This window comes from Sporosarcina sp. P17b, from assembly GCF_002743115.1.
In the GTDB taxonomy this organism is placed as follows: domain Bacteria; phylum Bacillota; class Bacilli; order Bacillales_A; family Planococcaceae; genus Sporosarcina; species Sporosarcina ureae_C.
The window spans coordinates 34,225-54,281 of sequence record NZ_PDYP01000002.1; the positions used below are offsets into that span (position 1 = coordinate 34,225).

General features: G+C 39.9%; 21 protein-coding genes and 1 tRNA gene. 3 read left to right on the plus strand and 19 right to left on the minus strand.

From position 1 onward, the window contains the following. Window positions 1-6: 6 nt before the first annotated feature. On the minus strand, window positions 7-498 hold the full coding sequence (locus CSV76_RS02185) for a redoxin family protein (protein WP_099624630.1): 492 nt from the start codon (window positions 496-498) through the stop codon (window positions 7-9). 220 nt (window positions 499-718) lie between these two features. Between CSV76_RS02185 and CSV76_RS02190 the strand changes: the two genes are divergently transcribed. Both CSV76_RS02190 and CSV76_RS02195 read left to right on the plus strand, forming a co-directional pair. Beyond that, window positions 719-1,354 (plus strand): helix-turn-helix domain-containing protein, encoded by a 636-nt coding sequence (locus CSV76_RS02190; protein ID WP_099624631.1) that lies wholly within the window; start codon window positions 719-721, stop codon window positions 1,352-1,354. A 90-nt stretch (window positions 1,355-1,444) separates the two neighbouring features. After that, complete coding sequence (locus CSV76_RS02195) at window positions 1,445-2,479, plus strand: LCP family protein (protein ID WP_099624796.1); 1,035 nt, start codon at window positions 1,445-1,447, stop codon at window positions 2,477-2,479. Between the two features lie 197 nt (window positions 2,480-2,676). On the opposite strand, the gene CSV76_RS02200 is transcribed toward CSV76_RS02195, so the two are convergent. The 3 genes from CSV76_RS02200 to CSV76_RS02210 form a co-directional block, all read right to left on the minus strand. After that, window positions 2,677-2,750, minus strand: a tRNA-Arg gene (locus tag CSV76_RS02200). A 58-nt stretch (window positions 2,751-2,808) separates the two neighbouring features. Further along, entirely contained in the window at window positions 2,809-3,207 is a 399-nt protein-coding gene (locus CSV76_RS02205) for an SET domain-containing protein (RefSeq protein WP_085426451.1), read from the minus strand. 117 nt (window positions 3,208-3,324) lie between these two features. Further along, window positions 3,325-5,085 carry a choline/carnitine O-acyltransferase gene (locus tag CSV76_RS02210; RefSeq protein WP_158232729.1) on the minus strand — a complete coding sequence of 587 codons (1,761 nt, stop codon included), beginning with the start codon at window positions 5,083-5,085 and terminating at the stop codon, window positions 3,325-3,327. Between the two features lie 325 nt (window positions 5,086-5,410). Here CSV76_RS02210 and CSV76_RS02215 point away from each other — a divergent pair, with 325 nt between their 5' ends. Next, window positions 5,411-6,265: an Rv1352/Rv1906c domain-containing protein gene (locus tag CSV76_RS02215; protein ID WP_099624632.1), complete on the plus strand. Its 855-nt coding sequence runs from the start codon at window positions 5,411-5,413 to the stop codon at window positions 6,263-6,265. A gap of 44 nt (window positions 6,266-6,309) precedes the next feature. On the opposite strand, the gene CSV76_RS02220 is transcribed toward CSV76_RS02215, so the two are convergent. The 15 genes from CSV76_RS02220 to CSV76_RS02290 all read right to left on the minus strand — a co-directional run bounded on the left by CSV76_RS02220 (window position 6,310) and on the right by CSV76_RS02290 (window position 20,056). Beyond that, a complete protein-coding gene (locus tag CSV76_RS02220; protein WP_099624633.1) occupies window positions 6,310-6,663 on the minus strand; it encodes a DoxX family protein in 354 nt (117 codons plus the stop codon). 165 nt (window positions 6,664-6,828) lie between these two features. After that, the gene (locus tag CSV76_RS02225) at window positions 6,829-8,517 is read right to left on the minus strand and encodes an FAD-dependent oxidoreductase (protein ID WP_099624634.1); all 1,689 of its coding nucleotides are present in this window, start codon (window positions 8,515-8,517) and stop codon (window positions 6,829-6,831) included. A gap of 107 nt (window positions 8,518-8,624) precedes the next feature. Continuing rightward, the gene (locus CSV76_RS02230; RefSeq protein ID WP_099624635.1) at window positions 8,625-10,577 is read right to left on the minus strand and encodes a hypothetical protein; all 1,953 of its coding nucleotides are present in this window, start codon (window positions 10,575-10,577) and stop codon (window positions 8,625-8,627) included. 261 nt (window positions 10,578-10,838) lie between these two features. Continuing rightward, window positions 10,839-11,066 (minus strand): helix-turn-helix domain-containing protein, encoded by a 228-nt coding sequence (locus CSV76_RS02235; RefSeq protein WP_085426457.1) that lies wholly within the window; start codon window positions 11,064-11,066, stop codon window positions 10,839-10,841. Window positions 11,067-11,081: 15 nt separating this feature from the next. Continuing rightward, complete coding sequence (locus CSV76_RS02240; RefSeq protein ID WP_085426458.1) at window positions 11,082-11,573, minus strand: DUF2975 domain-containing protein; 492 nt, start codon at window positions 11,571-11,573, stop codon at window positions 11,082-11,084. Window positions 11,574-11,904: 331 nt separating this feature from the next. Further along, the gene (locus tag CSV76_RS02245) at window positions 11,905-12,303 is read right to left on the minus strand and encodes a VOC family protein (RefSeq protein ID WP_099624636.1); all 399 of its coding nucleotides are present in this window, start codon (window positions 12,301-12,303) and stop codon (window positions 11,905-11,907) included. 71 nt (window positions 12,304-12,374) lie between these two features. Next, window positions 12,375-12,872, minus strand: coding sequence for an SRPBCC family protein (locus tag CSV76_RS02250; RefSeq protein ID WP_085426460.1), 498 nt, complete (start codon window positions 12,870-12,872; stop codon window positions 12,375-12,377). Between the two features lie 155 nt (window positions 12,873-13,027). Beyond that, on the minus strand, window positions 13,028-13,456 hold the full coding sequence (locus CSV76_RS02255; protein WP_099624637.1) for a VOC family protein: 429 nt from the start codon (window positions 13,454-13,456) through the stop codon (window positions 13,028-13,030). A gap of 123 nt (window positions 13,457-13,579) precedes the next feature. Beyond that, window positions 13,580-13,972, minus strand: a complete 393-nt coding sequence (locus CSV76_RS02260) for a VOC family protein (RefSeq protein ID WP_099624638.1) — start codon at window positions 13,970-13,972, stop codon at window positions 13,580-13,582. Between the two features lie 367 nt (window positions 13,973-14,339). Further along, window positions 14,340-14,708 (minus strand): iron chaperone, encoded by a 369-nt coding sequence (locus tag CSV76_RS02265; RefSeq protein ID WP_085426463.1) that lies wholly within the window; start codon window positions 14,706-14,708, stop codon window positions 14,340-14,342. 460 nt (window positions 14,709-15,168) lie between these two features. Beyond that, window positions 15,169-16,713: an acyl-CoA carboxylase subunit beta gene (locus CSV76_RS02270; RefSeq protein ID WP_099624639.1), complete on the minus strand. Its 1,545-nt coding sequence runs from the start codon at window positions 16,711-16,713 to the stop codon at window positions 15,169-15,171. A gap of 26 nt (window positions 16,714-16,739) precedes the next feature. Further along, window positions 16,740-17,522: an enoyl-CoA hydratase gene (locus CSV76_RS02275; protein ID WP_099624640.1), complete on the minus strand. Its 783-nt coding sequence runs from the start codon at window positions 17,520-17,522 to the stop codon at window positions 16,740-16,742. 4 nt (window positions 17,523-17,526) lie between these two features. Beyond that, window positions 17,527-18,444, minus strand: a complete 918-nt coding sequence (locus CSV76_RS02280; RefSeq protein ID WP_085426466.1) for a hydroxymethylglutaryl-CoA lyase — start codon at window positions 18,442-18,444, stop codon at window positions 17,527-17,529. A gap of 20 nt (window positions 18,445-18,464) precedes the next feature. Next, window positions 18,465-18,677 (minus strand): acetyl-CoA carboxylase biotin carboxyl carrier protein subunit, encoded by a 213-nt coding sequence (locus tag CSV76_RS02285; protein ID WP_198166208.1) that lies wholly within the window; start codon window positions 18,675-18,677, stop codon window positions 18,465-18,467. A 17-nt stretch (window positions 18,678-18,694) separates the two neighbouring features. Then, window positions 18,695-20,056 carry an acetyl-CoA carboxylase biotin carboxylase subunit gene (locus CSV76_RS02290; protein ID WP_099624641.1) on the minus strand — a complete coding sequence of 454 codons (1,362 nt, stop codon included), beginning with the start codon at window positions 20,054-20,056 and terminating at the stop codon, window positions 18,695-18,697. Window position 20,057: the final 1 nt, after the last annotated feature.

Here is a 20,057-nt window from a genome sequence, read left to right on the forward strand (position 1 = left end):
CCCTCATTAATTAATTTGTGCCATAGCATCGATGATTTGTTCATTCGATAAGTGTCCTGGTTGTGAGCGGACTAGTTTTCCTTTTGTATCAATGAAAGCAGATGTTGGATACCCTTTCACATTGAAGTCTTGCACTAGACTGCCACCATCATTTAATAACACCGGTAAAACGTCTACATTTTGAACACCTTTGAACCATTTTATGAAGTCATCATGTTTCTTTTCATTATTATAACCAGGTGCTACTACAGTCAACACTTCGAAATCAGTAGATTCCCTAGCTAGTGTATTCACTTCATCGAGACCTGCTAGACAGATAGGACACCAAGAAGCCCAAAACTTTACATACACTTTCTTGCCTTCATAATCCGCAAGACTGACGGTTTTTCCATCAAAGTCCTGTAAAGCAATGTCATTCGCGCTACTCGCTGTATCAGAAGACGAACAAGCACCTAAAACGGCAACAATTGCCAACAACATAATGAACTTTTTCAACATGGTGATTCCTCCTTTTTCCTATTCATATACCTAGTATAAAATGAATACATGGTAGAACGTATTGAATAAGACTCGGAAAAAATTTAAAATGAGTAAATGCCGACATTTTCCGACAAAAAGTAGTTCTTCGCCTATAACTGTTGACAATTTGTCAACAAGCATTTATTATTTTGAGAGCGAAGAAATTTTTACGTTGTCTTGGAAAAGGAGGGATAGTATCATGTCAGAAGGCAGCCTTGGTTTGAGTATAGGGCAGTTATTGCGTGAAGTATTAAAAGAACGTTCATTGTCCATGCGTAAACTAAGCGAACTTACAGATATTGATACTGCGACGATCTCTCGAATCATCAACGACAAACGAAAAGCAACACTTGATCATCTGGAGAAATTTGCGACGATTTTAGACATCCCATTAGCAAAACTACTTCAAGCGGCAGGCTATCCAGTTAATCAAAAAAACGCAAAGCGGACAGCTTATGACGAAACCATTCAACAACTGGTTGATACATCAGAACTTCTATCTGCGGATATCTCCATTGAAAAAGTAGAACTCCAATTGGCAGGTTACGAAGCGTATGTCCAGACGAATGAAGGAAGAGAAAGAATTTTACATGACTTTGACAAGAAGTTAAAATTGGCTGGCGGAGTAGGTCCGTTCGTCGACCAAATGAAGGAATTATTTACACGCTTCAAAATGCAAGATGTTGCAAAACGTGATCTTGCCATTATCGGTAGCGCATTATTGTACTTTATCGTTCCAGTGGACGTTATTCCCGATTATATATTCGCGGTCGGGTATTTAGATGATGCGATAGCAGTTCAAATTGCTTCAAGCGTACTAACAAAAAATTCATAATCTGATGAGTAGGTGGCACTATTGGAAAACAGAGAGACAGAAAAGCGTCGTAAGAAAAAACTTAAAAGAAAATATAAACGCGTAATCTTCATGATATTCACGTTGTTACTATTAGCGGGTGGCGGATATGTGGCTGCGCAATATTCAAACGGCCTATCCTTTGCGAATGATGACAAAACCAATGATATACATACAGAACTTAGCGATAGCAGTAATACATTTTCCGATAGTGATTCGGCTTTTGATGATTTTGAAGGTGGAGAATCACAGTTCGGTGAAATCAATGTGTTGCTGATCGGTGATGACGCAAGAGGCGACGAAGAAGACACTCGTTCAGATGCTTTGATGATCGGTCACTATGACCAAACAACCAATCAAGTGAAGTTAGTCTCTCTCATGCGTGATACATACGTTGAAATCCCCGATCACGGCATGGAAAAAATTAATGCGGCCTATGCTCTTGGTGGACCCGAATTAGTCCGTAAAACTATTAAGCATAATTTTGATGTAGACGCACAATACTATGCGATCGTAAACTTTGAAGGTTTTTCAAAAATGGTTGATGTAATTGCTCCTGAAGGAATTGAAGTGGATATTCCCTATGAAATGTCACATGGTTTAGGTTTGACGCTCTATCCTGGTCAACAGAAACTAAATGGTGACCAATTACTTGGATATGTGCGATTCCGTCACGATATCCATAGCGATTATGGACGGGTGGAACGGCAGCAAGAAGCTTTGTCGAAGCTTAAAGATGAAGCGATTAGTTTCCAAACAATCGTCAATTTACCTAAGTTATTAGGCGTAATGGAGCCTTATATCAATACAAACATCGATAAAAAAACGATCTTCTCAATCGGTAAAGGTATGTTAACCGGTGGTAAAGATAATAAAATGGAATCACTGCGTATTCCAGTCGAAGGTTCATTCGGTGACTTACGTACAGATGTAGGGCAAGTACTTGATATTAATCTAGAACAAAACAGACAAGCATTGCGGGAGTTTTTATCTTTAGAGGATGAAAACGAGCAAGATGGTGAGTATGTTGAAAATCTTGAAGAAGACCAGAATATGGATTATCAAGAAGAAACAGAAGAATATACTTCTAATACAAGAAACTACTGAGATTCCACAACATGAGATCAATAATTCTATACTAAAAAGAAGTTGTCTATAAAAGACAGCTTCTTTTTTGCATCATGCAAAAGCACCGAGGATTCAAACATAAAGCGCATTATATGAAAATGCAAAAAAGTGCACTTAAGAAGTTAGATTTACATACTAACTTCTCAAGTGCACTAAAATCGTAGACACGTATTTGACGTCCCAGAAGGGATTCGAACCCCCGACCTACGCCTTAGGAGGGCGTTGCTCTATCCAGCTGAGCTACTGAGACATGATAAAAACGAGAAACACTTTGACTATACATCGCATCAAAGCGTTCTCATGATTTATTAATCGTTGGCCGTACCATCATAATCTTCATTGAACCATAATTGCTCATCATCATCCACATCGCCATTATAGTTGATCAAAATCTCTTCTCCAGCTTTAATATCTCTATACGCAAAGAAATCAAATGTGTGATTGTCGAAATTAATGTCATATGTCGCGTTCGGTTCGTAGGAATGATTGAATAACATTCCGTAGCCAAGTAGTACCGCTGTATGGTTAGCTCCATACTCAAAAGCGTAATCAGCAAGAACCGTTTTCTCGATATGTTGATGTTGTTCGTTTGGATAGGAGATCACAGGCGCTTCGTGTAATAGCTGCCCTTCTTTGATATCGCATTTCGCGAATACACCCCTATTGAATTCGCCTTCGCCAATTGGAGAAAGTTTTACTTCTATCATATCTTTCACCTACTCGCTTGTAAATTATACTTGGCTAGTATACCATTAATCCGGCTAGATTGCTGATTTCTTTTCTCGTGATAAAAATATAAACTCTTTATCAGCCAAATCTTCATCTTACATAACAGCCAATGCAATTCCCCTTAATTCTTTCAATGCCTCATCCAGATTTTCCGCAAGGAGCCTAGCTTTTTCTTCATTCCGACTATAACTAGACAGATTTATGATCAACCGATCTTTCAGCAAAACATAGAAAATTCCATAGCCATCTTCCACTACTGGTCCAAACGCACAACTTTTGACTTCCGGACTTGTCATATTGCTCGTGGAAATAAAATCATGACGCATCGTCAAATAACCAGGATCAGTAAATAATGCAGGGAATTTTTCCATATCCAGCTCGGCTTGATACGTCTCAAAGATCCTCTGTAATCCATAAAGATGCCTCTCTACACCAAAACCTTTTTTTGCTTCTTTTAAGCGAATGGAATGCGCCGAGCCTGCCTTTTGCATCAATTGATAGATTAAAACAGGTTCTTGTTGTTCCACAACTATCGCTTTCGCTAGTGCCAGGTTCTCTGAGCTTGAAGGTCGTATGCACTCAGTTCTTCCTTCATTAAACAAACGCATCGACACCGCCTCATATGTGCTACGCATCATACCGAACGTCTTGTATTGAGCTACTTGTAGGGCCATATGAAAAAATGAATCTGGACTGAATCCAAGTCGCTTTATTTCATCCGTACCGAACGCATCAAAATTTTGTACGTTGATTACATAATGTTGAATGGTTCTATCATTTTTTACTTCTAATACGCTTAACTTTTCTATTATTTCAGCTGAAAGTACCCATTCTAACTTTTTGGCTACTGGTTGTTCGTTCGTTTTGTTATCTTCTTGATCAATCGACATAAGCTGTTCTTGCACGTATTGGATGACTGCAAATATTGTGGTCCCATCCATTGCCGTATGCTCTATGCTGTATCCAAGTTCACCCGCTTCAGTAATGACAATTTGTAGCGTCTTATCAAAGTATTTGTTTCTGCCACTGAATACTAAGTTTTGTAATGCTTCATTAGAATTCATACTTTCTTTGTCTATCGATAGTACGACCAATGAATCTGCTACTTTTTGTAAACTTTCAGCATTGACCTCACTTACTAAAAGCTGTTCGTAAATACTTGCCGCTTCATTTCTGCTTGCAGTTGTGAAAATCCCTACGTTTGGTCCTGCTGGTTCAGCTAATGAGAGAATTCCTTCAATCACAATCGACAATGCCTTACTGGAATAAATTATACCTTGTGAATTGGTTACAGGAATCAAGTAGACATTTCCATTGATCATCAAACTAATATAGTTTTCCACTTTCGACGGTTCCGCCACGTAATGCTCATCTCGATGCAATTTAGGGACTCTGACTGTCCGAAAAAAGTTAGGATATTGGCTCATATCAAGTGGCACTCCTCGCACCATTTCAGGAGGGGTTTCTTCAGCTAGAATAGAATGATAAAACTCTGCTATCGATCGACCCACTTTACCCGCCACCTCTGCCACTGTACGAGGTGCGTAGTGCTGATTCTCGACTAATACATTGAAATTACTGCCTATATGTAAAGGACCACGGTAGGTTAAGTATACATCATCCCAGAATGGTTTTAGCCAACTGCCTTCAGCATTATCTCGCCAAATCCCAAGCTTTTCTTGGAGCCTTCGTGCGTCTCCATTTTCTTCAAAAAACTGTTGCACCACTTTTTTTGTCTCGTGGAATTCCCCTTCACTTATCAATGGTTCAATCGCTTCAAGCAATTTTCTCTTCGTGTCTTCCAATTCAGGTATCGGCAATGAAGGAAGACATTCTTGGAATTCAAAAGTCATCATTAGTCGAACAACCCCCTTTAAGCTATACGTTATATATTTCATTTTACATAATACTATTATTTTTTGGATTCATTCATATAGAGTATCTAGTAAAGAATATCACCTAAAAGAATCTCTCATCTATTGAGGTGGGAGATTGTATTCTTATTCGACAGCTCGCATACTCGTCTCGCTTTTTACGTTTCTAATTTATCACTTTTGACTGTCTATCGATTTATAAGTAACTAATGATTTTCAGCTTTCCAAAAATACCCTATAAGTAGATTCTACCACAGACTATCATGTATCATATGGTTATCATGATAAAAGTGAGGTTACATACTATATGAACAAAAAACAATTAAGTTGGGCAGCTGTTGGTGCAGCTGTATTATTGTTCGCGTTGATTATAGCGATCGTAAGCAACAAAGAGATAACTGAAACTGTGATGAAAGAACCTATGATTACTGACACTTCGACACCGGACACACTTGAGGAACCTAGTGAGGAACTTGTACTTCAAGAAGAGTCTAAGAAAGATCAGTCTGAAGTTGAAGCCACTGATAAAGAAGTGCCAAATCGCGAAGAATCAAAAAATGAACAATCAACAAATCCCGATACAGATTCATCTAAAAACGTTCAAAGCACACCAAAAGCACAACCGTCAACATCTGCACCTAAGCCACCCGAACCACAAAAACAACCTACTTCGGCAGCTACGACACCAATAAAAGATGGTACCTATCAGGTGGGGGCTGATATTGAACCAGGTGAATATCTCGTTTTTTCTAACGGCATTACGCTACTCGAAAACACAAAAGATCAATCGGGGAATCCTGACAGTATTGTGTTCAACGTTGCACTAGATGGTCGTTCCCACACGTATGTAACACTATTGCATGGAGAATACTTCACATTAAAAGGTGGAGAAATGTATCCTGTAGCTTCTGCACCTGATATTAAACCAGCTAACGGAATATACAAAGATGGACAATATAAAGTAGGAACAGATATCCCCGCCGGTACACACACTTTGAAGGTGGATGATCAAAACGATATAGGTTTTTATGAAATCAGTAAAAACAGCAGACAAGATATGATAGACCTTCTCGTAAGTGATGTAGTAGAAGGTGAAACGTCTATTAACGTAACGGATGGTCAATATTTGACGATAAGGAATGCTTATCTAGAAGCACAATAAAAGAACACGCAAAACCATCACTGGTTTTGCGTGTTCTTTCGCTTTTATACTTTTCGAACCTTCAACACCCACCAAATTAATACGAATTGTAATGGAAGTCGAATCCACAATGCCGCTGCAGGCAAATCATAATTTTCTGCTGTGAGTGCCATATAAATATTAACCGGTAATACAAGAACTAAAAATACCGCAATTAAAAAACCAGTAACATAGCGCGTTCTCTTCAAAAATAAACCGACAGCCAATGCAATTTCCATTATACCTGATATGTAAACAATGGCTTTTCTAAATGGTATCCATTCGGGCATGGCCCCTGTAAAGAATGACTCCAATGCAAAGTGTCCAATTCCTGCTGCAAAAAAGAACAAACAAAATGCATATAATGCAAATTTTTTCATAAAGTGATCTCCTTACTTTCCTCTACTTTGCTTGTGCCCTTTATAGCTCCCTCATAAACCTCATTTCACTAGATTATTATATCAAAATATAATACGAGCTACTACTGATTTAAATTCATTAAAAAAGCCTACATTCCTTAAAGGAACGTAGGCTGCAAAGTATAATTAATTAAAATTATAAGCTGTCAAAATTTTCTCCCTATCCGATACTACATCATTAAAGTATTCATACAAAGAAATGCCTAGGAATGAACCTGAGATATTGACAATATTATCAAAACCACTATTTTGCAACGCCATTAACGCGTTATAACTGCGTTGTGAAGATCGGCAATGAACATAGACCGGTACATCCTTTGGCACTTCATTCATGCGGTCGCGCAGCTGGCTGAGTGGTATGTTTATCGCATTCACTAAGTGACCATTCGCAAATTCATTCTCTTCACGCACATCAATAATTACAGCGTTTTGCTCTACCAATTCACGCACTTCGGATACATGAACTTGATTAAAACGACCATATAATATATTCAATGCAACAAGTGCTGCGAGATTGACGACATCTTTAGCTGTGCTATACATAGGCGAATAGGTCAACTCTAGTTCTTTTAGATCTTCCAGCGTTCCACCCATTGAAATGAGAGTTGCGATGACATCAATCCTCTTATCCGCATTTCCTTTACCAATTGCCTGAGCCCCTAATACTTTTCCTGTTGGTACTTCAAACACTAATTTGAAGTGAAGTGGATTACTGTTAGGCATTAATGAAACTTTATCAGCAGCGATTATATACACGCTGTCATGTTGGATTCCTGCTTGTGTCGCCATTTTTTCATTGAGACCTGTAGAGGCTGCTGCCAAGTCGAAAATCTGTATACTCGAAGAGCCTATGACACCTTTATTTTGATGAGGTATTCCATACATATGATCCGCCGCGGCACGCGCCTGACGCTGTGCAGGTCCCGCTAGAGCCAGTCTTGTTGGTTTATGAAGAAGTTGATGGTAGACTTCAATCGCATCACCAACAGCATAGATTGAACTGTCGCTTGTTCGGTAATTAGCATCTACTTTTATACCGCCAAGCTCACCGATTTCCAAATCTGCTTCTTCTACTAGTCTTGTTTCAGGGCGAACACCAATGGCCAAAACAACGACCTGTGCTTCTACTTGTTTACCAGAATTCAACGTAACGTCTGTATCAGTTATTTTAGCTAAACCATCTTCAACTATTACATCGATTCCTTTATCAATCATTTCCTTATGCAGAATTTGAACCATATCATAATCAAAAGGCATCATGATTTGATTGGCAAATTCAATCAACGATACATTTCGTCCAGCGAGCTTTAAGTTTTCTGCTACTTCGACTCCGATGAACCCTCCGCCAATTACCGCAATATTATTGATATCTTTTGTTTGAATATAATTTTGCAGATGCTCTATATCTTCCACGTTGCGAACTGTAAAGACATGTTTTGAATTGACACCTTCTAGATTCGGCACTATTGGACTCGCTCCAGGTGATAGCACTAGTCGATCGTAGCTTTCTTCATACATTTCACCTGTCAGCATATTCAAAATGGTCACAGTTTTTTCTTTCCTATTAATCGCTGTTACTTCTTGTCTGACACGCGCTTCGATATTATATTTATTTTTAAATGCTACTGGATCCATTAATACGAGCTTATCGCTATCTTCCACAATCCCACTGAGATAAAACGGTAAAGAACAGTTGGAGAAAGATACGTGCGGTCCTTTTTCAAACATAATAATTTCCGCTTGCTCATCCATACGTCGAATTCGCGCAGCTGTGGATGCTCCCCCTGCTACTCCGCCAATGATAACAAATTTCATTTTGCCATCCCCTTGTTTTGTAATTAACCTTAAATAAACTATATACCCCTGCGGGTATATAGTCAATAAATTCATTTTAGACTCGAAGTTAATTTAAAGTGTAGGGATTAATTCGACATATCTGCCAGCAAACGTCTTAGAACGACTAATGTTTCTCTTCTCAAAACGTGAGCTTTTTCAATTGATAACTCACTGTTCTTGTCAAAAGATGAAGCACGAACAGTATGTACCCAACGCGTCATATATTCTACAACTTTTAGTTTATCTGCATCCGTTTTTAACAAGCTTGTACCATTTTCTCTTAAATAATGATAAAGACTTCCGAGCGTAATATAGTGATAGTATTGCTCACTACCGATTTCAACAGAAGTTAATCCTGTTTCAGGTATCACTACATCTAGTAAAGGCATATTCTCTTTTTCTGCCTTCGCTTTAATCAGAACATGACTGAGAAACTCTTCTACTGCTTTTACATAATCCGCGATAACAAAAGCGAGCTTCTGACTCGGTTGCTGATTGTCTAGTGGCATGTCTTTAGTCAATTCATGCCACTTTGCTTCAGCAGAAGGCAATAGACGTTTTACTTCTTGTGATTTTACTAAACGTGATAATTGAGATCCTGCTTTTTCAAAACGTTCTTCTTCTGATTTTGTGAAGAGTAACGCACTATGGGAGTGCAATGATGTAAAGGATTCTTCCAACAAAACCATCGCCTGCTTTTGGTCGATTGGTTTCAGATCGTATTGTTCTGCCTTTTGTATGACCGCTTCTACTTCATGGGATAAGTCATCCAAGTAAAACTCTGTCAAGAATTCATCCAATTGTATTAACGCATCGGAAATCATGATTTCACGGTACGTGATTCCTTCGTCAGGTATTAATGACAGAACACGATTTCTCAACTTCATGCCTTCATTGCCCAGTTCCCAGCCAATTAGTAAATTTAGCGCAGGCTCCTTCGTGTTCCCTTCTTCAGACGTCAATGTTTTATCTGCTTTATAAAAACAAATCATTGCATTTAATAAGTTTCTTAACATCACCTCTTGATCTTCAAACGGTAATTCAGAAAAATTCGCTGTACACATTTCTTCAATTTCACATTCATAAAAGAAGAAGTTGAAATCGGCCTGGATAAAGGAATCTTCATTGATTTTCCCGCCATGTTGCTCTTCAATAACATTCTTCATTCGTAAAATGTACTCGGAAATCTTTGTTAATTGGGAAACGATATCCCCTTTATATTTTTCAATACGGTATTGAACTGCTTGTATATCTCCATGAAGAACATGTACGGCGTGATAATCATGTGCAGACTTGGAAAGATTCACTAGACTAATGACAGTCGGAATATCATTTAAATCAAATAGATCGTTAAACGTGATATAGAATTCCAGCCCGACGCTATGCATGTCCTTATATTTCATCATATGAATCAAACGCTCACAAAAACTCCGCTTTGTCGCGAAGTCGATCAATGTATCGTTATGGACGACTTGCAGAAATAGATCATACAGATTCATGATGGTCTTTTTCGTAACACTTTCCAAAATATCCGGATCCCTTGTTTTTTCCATTAAAACACAAAGCTCATTAAAATATCTCGCTAGTGTCTGCATGTGATCGGCACGTGTATGAATCAATGTTGCACATAATGGATAGATCTTTTTATTGAATAACTCCCAAGACTCTGCCACATGTCCTTCATTATTGAAGAAATAGAACCACAGATGATATCTCCAATCTCCTTTGGCCTTCGTGTCTTGATCCAGCTCAAAAGGATCGAAATCTTCACCATAAGCTAGTGCGAGCAACGTTTCATTATATTGACTCGCTAGCGTAATTTCACTCTCATACAAGTCAGATAGTTCTACGAGCAATGCATATCGGTCATCATCCCTGCATTCGTTAATTACTTTCGTAAACGAAGGATGGTCGATGACATGACAAACATCCAAGTGACGCCCTTTTAGCAACCACTGACGCAGCATATAATCCAGAAACTCTTCCGAATCTAAATATGCCCCAAAATGTCGGGCTGAAAATTCCTGATAAATATCCAAACTAATTCCCCCTTAACCTCTACCCACTCGTTGATCTGTACGAATAACAAACTTTATTCAAAGTATAATAAAGTTTGAGCTATCCCTATCATATCGCGATTACCTATTTTTCTCTACCTAGAAATCATAGTTTCAAGAAAGCTAGACTGACAGTGATATAAATTTATTTTATTATAGACAAAAATATAGAACATTCCATATTCCACGGAAGTGCTCTATATTTTTAAAATTTTTTATAAAATTATTACATTCACTTACTTTCTAATCTGGACTTACTGTATCTTCCTCCATTTTGTATTCTAATATATCGCCAGGCTGACACTCTAAAGCTTTACAAATCGAGTCCAAAGTTGAAAGTCGAATGGCCTTCGCCTTTCCATTTTTCAGTATTGAAATATTGGCCATTGTAATTCCAACTCGCTCGGAAAGTTCTGTAACACTCATTTTTCTCTTAGCTAACATTACATCAATATTGATTATAATTGTCATGTTATTCACCTCAGCTCAGACTATTAAATCATTTTCCTCTTTTATATCTATCGCTTCTTTTAAAAGCCTTTGCAAAACAGCAGCAAAAACGGCAATCACTATGGATGCAAAGATAGGGATCATTCCGACTATAACGAGACCCGGAGCGTCATCTATCTCCGCCATGATAAAGACGAATGGAAGAGCTACTGCATACAAGCCGCTGATTATGATCGCACAGTATTTAATTTTTTTTAAAGCCCTAACAGATATCTCAGAGAAAGCTTGATTTTTATCAATAAAGTTTAATAAGTTAAAGGTCTGATATAATGCGAAATAAAATGGAATCACCGAAATATACATGACTGCTAAAATACTATATACCACATATGCAAAATCCCAACCTCTACCTGCAGCTTCGCTTGCCTCATACGCTAACTGCGGCAATAAAAATATGCATAAAGCTAGAACTGGAATTCCTATAAATATAACAGCTAACTTTAAGAATAGCGTTGTTCCTCGTTTCATAAAACGCACCTCATTTATTTTCTATATTGTAAATTTCACTTTAACACTTAATTTATCGATTAACAATAAATATATTTCGTTTATTAATATATTATTATCGCTAAGCATCTAACATATCTTCTTTTCGAAACAAAACGGTAGAAAATTTCTTGAAACTGTAAATATCTTCATGACGCTCTCGTAATATTGTTAATTGAAAAACGCTGGCCTCATTTATATTAAATAAATGGGGTCAGCGTTTAATTGTACATTATTTTGTTTACAAAATAAAAAGTGTGTCTAGGCTTTCAATTAAGCAACCGATTGTGAAATATCTCAAATTCCTTTTACATTACTCTAGTAAGTTCAACTGCCAAGAAATTCCGAATTGGTCATTCAGCCATCCGAATTTTTTACTGAAGCCATAGTTATCTAAAGGCATGAGTGCTGTACCATTTTGCATCATTTTTTCATAAAGTCTGTCAATTTCCTCTTCAGAATCGCATGTTAAATAAATAGAAAATGATGGCGTAAACGTAAACTCATGATCGATATGGCTGTCGATACACATGAACTCTTGTCCTTTTAACGAAAATACCGCTTGTATGACTGTACCTTCTTCACCAGGCCCTTCCGCTCCGTATCGAATAATACTTTTAATTTCTGAATCCTCGATGAGTGAAGTGTAGTATTTCATAGCTTCTTCTGCGGTACCGCCTTGAAACATTAAAAAAGGTTTGACGTCTTTCATATATAACTTCCCTTTCTTTACATTAAATTTATTTTTGATTAAACTATTTTAACTAGCTATTTCAACATGTATTACCCTTTGTAGCTAACTTCACCTGTTTCAACTAATTCCTTCAGTCCCATAAACATATAATTCCAGCCTACTTCAGTACCATCACGCATTTCGTCAAGTGCTATTTTAATCTCAGGATCTGTCGAATTCAATTCTTGAGCAACATGGATCAATTGTAAGAATGTCATCTCGCAGCCTTTCTCTAGCTCTTTTAGCTCAACTGTTAGCGTATCTTCTAAATCGCTCATTTCTGGCATCTTAAAAGTGAGTTTGATTTTTTTAGGAGAATCAAGTTCAAGGTATTCGCCAATCGCACGGTAATCTTGTCCTCCTCTGTGGTCAATAATTTCCCAAGTACCGCCCACTTGAGGATTATTTCGAGTCACTTTATTCGTTCCTTCCAACGTGAAGAACCATTTTCTCATCATTTCTGGTTTTAACCAAGCATCAAATACTATTTCAGGTGCCACTTCAAAATTTCTTATCATTTTCAAACTTGTAGATGAAACTTTACTCATACTTACACCCCTTATACTTAATTATTGTATTGATCAATAGCAATTTATCGTAGTCATAATTTTTTTCATTCATTAATGAATGTATGAAATATAGTTGAAACAGCTAATCAATACAAATAAATCACGAATTATTAAGCAGTTTAAATTGAGCGCTATTAATAAGCTGCGAGTTCTTTGTTTACACTCAATTGCCAAATCACACCGAATTTATCAGTGATACTACCATAAAGATTTGCCCAGAATGTCTCTTGGAGCTCCATCCCAACAGTTCCACCTTTTTTTAGTTTTTCGTAAATCTTTTGTAACTTTTTCACTTCGGTGCATTGGTAAGCTAGGCTTATATTGTTGCCAAGCGTGAAAGGAGAACCAGGGAACGTATCTGAAAACATCACAGTGCTACCTTCGATAGCTAAGCGAGTATGCATAATTAAGTTTTCGGCTTCTTCTGGAAGAAGGTATTCTGGATTTGATGATTGATCCCCAAAAGTCATAATATTAGGTTTTTCTGTTTCAAAAACCTCTGTATAAAATTCAACAGCTTCACGGCAATTTCTATTAAACGTTAAATAAATATCAACAGCCATATTCTACCACTCCTTTAATTTAATCAAAACTAATGTAGTTGATCTGCAAATAAATCCATTAAAATCATTGCAGAACAAAACGTCTCTTTAGTTTAAGATTATATTCCCCACAAAAAAACATTATCATTTTGCATTTTTATCTGGTTGATGAAGCCCAAAAACATTACCCTCGGTATCCAAATAATAGCCTTGCCAAGCCATTCCTGGCAACGCGTATTTAGGTAATGCAACACTGCCTCCACCATCAATAATTTTCGCTTCCGTTAAATCGTAATTATCGACTCCTATAGTACAAGCATAGCCATTTAGTGGTTGGTTACGTTCTGGACGTGGACCTTGACGTTGCATTAATGCTCCATCCACTCCAAGGTCACTATCACCAGTCACTGCTCCGTAGTAAGGCATTCCTGCATACTCACTCCAGTCCTGAAAGGTCCATCCGAATACATCCCCATAAAACTTTTGTGCCCTTTCCATGTCGTCTACGTGAATTTCAAAGTGAACTACTCTTCCCATCTTTTCCCTCCTCCTTTTAGTACAGAACATGTTCCCCATTTATATCCAATAGTTCTTACTCCGATAATTAAAAGCAGCTAGATTTTGATATATACCCATTTTTAACTTATCAGTAGTAATTAGTATGTCTTCCTCTTGCGCCTTCTATCCCTCACTACTCTCGGAGGGTAGCATTTCACAGAATGGATTACTAGTAAAATTGAATTACTAAATAAATTAATCAAGACAATTTCTTAGAGTCTTAATTGCCGGTTTAAGGGTGATTAGAAGACGTTTATTTAACAATTCTTTGAGAGTAGCTATTCTCTATTTGCTCTTCAATGGTTTTGCCAGAATGATTAAAATATCAGGGGGTAGTTTCGCTTGTCTATTTCCGCCAAAAGCTCGTAACGTCCATTTTATCCTCTATATTAAACTCAATAATTTTCTTAAGCAGTTCGTAATTGATTGGCTTATTCCACTGAATTCTAAACAAGCCTTTAGTTGCACTGTAGCCGTGTTGCGCAATATCATCTGCAAATTTCGCGATCCCTGCGTATTCGGGTGAGATGCTCATATGTTGCTTTGCTACGGAAAAACCAATTATAAAAGTGCCGTGATTAGAAAACATTGGTGTATTCCATTTGATGACCGGTTCCAAATCGGGAAATTCATTAGCAACCCACTTCAGTACTTCCTCCATCCGTTCACGATGGTCGGGATGATCGATACTTGCCAGGTATTTTGAAAAAACCATAACGTGACCTCCTTTAATATAATTAATAATATCATCTCTATTAACGGGAATGTATGTTCTAATTATAGCAGATGAATATATACTTTGGCTAGTACCAACCGACATTCATCTTACGCTTACTCATGGGGGCAATGAACGATTCATTCTATTTAACAGGGGTCTTCTGCCGGAAGTTAGAGAAATATTTGTGAGGGACCAAATCTCCTTGACAGTAAAAAAATAAAATTCGGGTATGTGTTGAATAGTCCAATCTGAGACATAGTGAACACTTGGATTTAATTTTAACATTTTACGTTGATGTTCATTGAAAAATATTTCACTCACTTAAAACACTTTGATCCGAATAGTTACCTTTAGTATACAGAAGAAGTGACATATAAAAACCCCAAATGGAGTCACTTTTTAAAGTGTCTATCATTTGGGGTTCAGTTCACGGTGACGCGGTACACGTCACCTTGCATCATACCGGATAAACCGGATGCTTGCGGGTTGTAAACTGGATATATTTCGTTGCATATGCTTCGTAACGCGTAATCAGCTCATCGCGCAGTGAGTCCGCCGGGACAATGCCGTCGATAATCAATTCTGAAGCTAAATGGTAAATATCGATATCTTCTTTGTATTCGTTACGCTTCTCTTCAATATAAGCTGCTCGCTCTTCTTCAGGCAGCGCAGCGATTTTATTTGCGTAGACTGCATTGATAGCTGCGTCCGGCCCCATAACAGCGATGGAAGCGGTCGGCAGTGCTAAACAGGCGTCTGGTTCAAATGCCGGGCCTGCCATGGCGTACAACCCTGCGCCATATGCTTTGCGTACGATGACAGAAATCTTTGGCACTGTCGCTTCTGCCATCGCAGAAATCATTTTCGCCCCATGACGGATGATACCTGCACGTTCTACTTTTGTTCCGATCATGAATCCAGGCACGTCGACTAAGAACAGCAGCGGAATGTGGAATGCATCGCAAAGGTTGATGAATTTCGCTGATTTGTCAGCAGAGTCGTGGAATAGCACGCCACCTTTTACGCGCGGTTGGTTCGCGATAATGCCGACTGCTTTTCCATCGATGCGCGCAAGGCCAGTAATGAGCTCGCCTGCAAACAGTTTCTTAATTTCAAAAAATGAATCTTCATCGATAATTCCTTTAATCAAGTCGTGCATATTAAACGGAGCATTTTCATTTTTAGGAATGATTTCTTCGAGTGTTTTATCCAGCTGTTTCGGAGACACTGCGTCATGTACAGGCGGCTTTTCCGAAAAGTTTGCCGGGAAATACGATAAATATCTTCGCGCCGCTGCGATTGCGTCTTCTTCGTTTTTTGCTAGCACATCGCCACAGCCTGAAGTTGAACAGTGCATGCGCGCGCCGCCCATTTCTTCGAGCGTTACTTTTTCACCGATAACCATTTCCGCCATGCGCGGCGATCCAAGGTACATCGATGCATTTTTATCGACCATAATGACGATATCGCAAAACGCTGGAATATATGCACCGCCAGCAGCTGATGGGCCGAACAATACGCAGATTTGCGGAATACGTCCAGATAATTTCACTTGATTGTAGAAAATTCTACCAGCACCGCGGCGACCCGGGAACATTTCAACTTGATCGGTAATCCGTGCGCCTGCTGAATCGACTAAGTAAATAAGCGGTACATTCAATTTTTCAGCAGTTTCTTGGATTCGGATAATTTTTTCCACTGTCCGTGCGCCCCATGAGCCTGCTTTAATTGTGGAATCATTCGCCATGACGCAAACGACTTGGCCGTTAATCTTCCCCATGCCTGTTACAACACCGTCAGCAGGAAGATCGCCCGCCATGCAGTTCGCGAATTGGCCGTCTTCGATTTCGAGATCTGAATCGAATAGTAATTTCAAGCGATCACGAACGAATATTTTCCCTTGTTCTGCATTTTTTTCATGGTATTTTGGCGCTCCACCTTCTTTTATCTGCTCTACTCTTTCATTCAATGCTTGCTGCAAAGATTTCGTATCTGTAGTCATCGTCCTGCCTCCCTTATGATCATTCCTCATTCGCCAGTGTATACGGGCTTACGTTTTTCTTTAAATGCCTGCAGTCCTTCAAGCGGGTCTTTGGAAGGAATCGTCACTTCATAGGCGTTCTGTTCGATGGCGAGTCCCGTCTGCAGTTCGACGTCATAACCGTGGTCAATCGCGAACTTCGCCTGCGCAACAGCAAGCGGTCCGTTCGCCGCGATTTGTCCTGCCACGGCAAGTGCTTTATCCATCAGCTGATCAGGTGCCACAATGTATTCAGCCAGCCCGATTTCCAATGCTTCTGCCGCTTCGACTCTGCGCGCAGTGAAAATAAGCTCTTTCGCCCGTCCTTTGCCGATCAATCTTGGCAGTCGCTGCGTACCTCCGGCTCCCGGAATAATACCGAGCGAAGTTTCCGTCAATCCGAACTTTGCCGTATCTGCTGCAATACGGATGTCACATGCCAGCGCCAGTTCTGTACCACCGCCAAGCGCAACTCCGTTAATTGCAGCGATAACCGGCTGCGGCAGTGATTCAATACTGTTAATTGTCTGGCGGATCAATGAAACTGTCTGGCGGACATCAATCGGATTCATTCCTGAGCGTTCTTTTAAATCAGCGCCCGCACAAAATGCTTTTTCACCGGCGCCTGTTATAATAACTGCCCGGATCTCCCCGTCGTAGCGACATTCTAGCAGCGCACTATAAAGTTCGTTCAGCATCTCGACTGACAATGCATTCGCCGCTTCGGGACGATTCAATAAGATGACCGCAATTCCGTCGTCGCGCCTCTTTACTGCCACTTTATTCCCCATTCACTCACGTCCTTCGCTTATCATGCGCACCGGCAGCCTGCAAGTTTTTACTAGGAAGTGCATAGCCGATTTTTTCTTGAATAAACGCGGATGCCGCTAAAATCTTTTCTTCATCGACACCGGTATGAATGCCCATACCGTGCAACATATACAATAAATCATCCGTCGCGGCGTTGCCTGAAGCACCGGGTGCGTAAGGACAACCTCCGAGACCGCCAGCTGAACTGTCGAACACCGTAATGCCCATATCAAGCGAGGCTAGGATATTCGCTAAAGCTGTCCCACGCGTGTCATGGAAATGCATCGCCAATTTGTCTACCGGAAAACGTTTCAGTAACACATCAAGTACTTCCTGGACTTGCCTCGGATTTGCAACGCCGATTGTATCTCCTAACGATAATTCGTCAATACCCATGTCAAACAGCGATTCCGATACGCGGACGACCGCTTCTGTATCAACCACACCTTCGTATGGACAGCCAAACACTGTAGACACATAGCCTCTTGTCTTCTTGCCCGCTGCATTCGCATCTTGGACAATTTCTTTTAATACAGGCAATGTATCCACGATCGTCTTATTAATGTTTTTCAAGTTATGTGTTTCGCTCGCTGACATGAACACAGCCGCTTCATCGATATTCGCAGCAAATGCTCGTTCAAGCCCTTGGCGGTTTGGGACGAGTGCTGAATAAGTGATCCCAGGCTCCCGCTTAATGCCTGCCATCACAACACTTGCGTCCGCGAGTGCCGGTATCCATTTCGGATTGACGAAAGACGTCACTTCAATCGATGACAGGCCGCTTTTGGAAAGCTTATTAATCCAGGCAATTTTGTCTTCTGTCGGAATGAAGATTTTTTCATTTTGCAGTCCGTCGCGCGGTCCTACTTCTTTAATCGTAATCGTTTCAGGCCACTTCATCATTTCATCTCCTTCTACAGGAATTATTCAATGATTGCGATGACGTCTCCTTCGTTGACGAATTCGCCTTCGTTCACTTTTACCTCTTTTACGACTCCATCAAAATCAGTAGCAATCGGTATTTCCATTTTCATCGATTCCAAGATTGCAATGTCTTGGTCTTCTTCTACTTCGTCTCCTACTTTGACGAGTACTTTCCAAACGCTTCCTGCCATGCTTGCTGTAATTTCAGTCATACTAATTCCTCCCAAAGTCATTTCGTCTGCTTTTGTTTTTTCTTCGCCAAATATTTTTCCACGAATTCGGTCGTCGTATCTCCTAAACGGAATGCTTCATGCGCTGCTACTTCCTGAAGCATAGGAATATTCGTCTTTATACCTTCTATATGGTAATTCGAAAGCGCTTCTTGCAGTCGTTCGATTGCTTCGTCCCGGTCTTTGCCTTTGACTACGAGTTTCGCGATCATTGGGTCGTAAAATGGTGTGACGACTGACTCACCGTGAACTGCCAATTCGTGGCGGATGCCTGTTCCTTCTGGTAGCTTCAGTTTCGTGATCGTTCCCGGCGAAGGGAAAAATGTTTTCGGATCTTCGGCGTAAATTCGCACTTCAATTGCGTGCCCGTCACGTTTAACGTCTGTCTGTCCAAATGAAAGTGTTTTCCCCGCTGCGATATCCAACTGCTCTTTTACTAAGTCAAGCCCAGTAATTTCTTCCGTAATCGGGTGCTCGACTTGCAGCCTTGTATTCATTTCAAGAAAATAGAAGTTTTGATCTGCATCGACTAAAAACTCGATTGTTCCGGCATTTTTATAGCCGATGGACTTAGCTGCTTTAACCGCCGCTTCGCCCATTTTTCTTCGCGTCTCTTCCGAAATGAATGATGACGGTGCTTCTTCCACGACTTTTTGGTGGCGGCGCTGGATTGAGCATTCGCGCTCCCATAAGTACACTGTATTTCCTCCATTGTCCGCTAAAATCTGAATTTCAATATGGCGTGGTTTTTCAACGAATTTTTCAATATACATTGCACCATCTCCGAAGAAATCAGTAGCTCGTTTTTTATTGCCTTCGAACGCTTTGCTTATTTCATCAGCGCCGTAGACGACTTGCATACCGATTCCGCCACCACCTGCAGATGCCTTCAGCATAACTGGGTAGCCAATACTATCCGCCACTTCGATTGCTTCTTCCGCGTCTGCTAGCGAACGGGTGACACCTGGTACGACTGGAACACCGGCTTTTTCCATCGCCTTGCGTGAAGCAATTTTGCTGCCCATTTCAGAAATAACTTCAGGTGAAGGCCCAATGAACACGAATCCTTCTTCTTCGCAACGTCGCGCAAATTCCGCATTTTCAGAAAGCAGACCATAGCCTGGATGGATCGCTTCTGCTTTTGATTTATGTGCTGCTTCTAAAATTTTATCGATTTTCATATAGCTTTCCGTTACACGCGGTCCTCCGAGCAAATATGCTTCATCCGCCTGCTTAACGTGGACAGCTTCCGCATCCGCTTCCGAATAAACTCCGACCGTTTGAATGCCTAGAACTTTGCATGTACGCATGACACGGGCCGCTATTTCCCCGCGATTCGCAATCAAAATTTTCTTAAACATG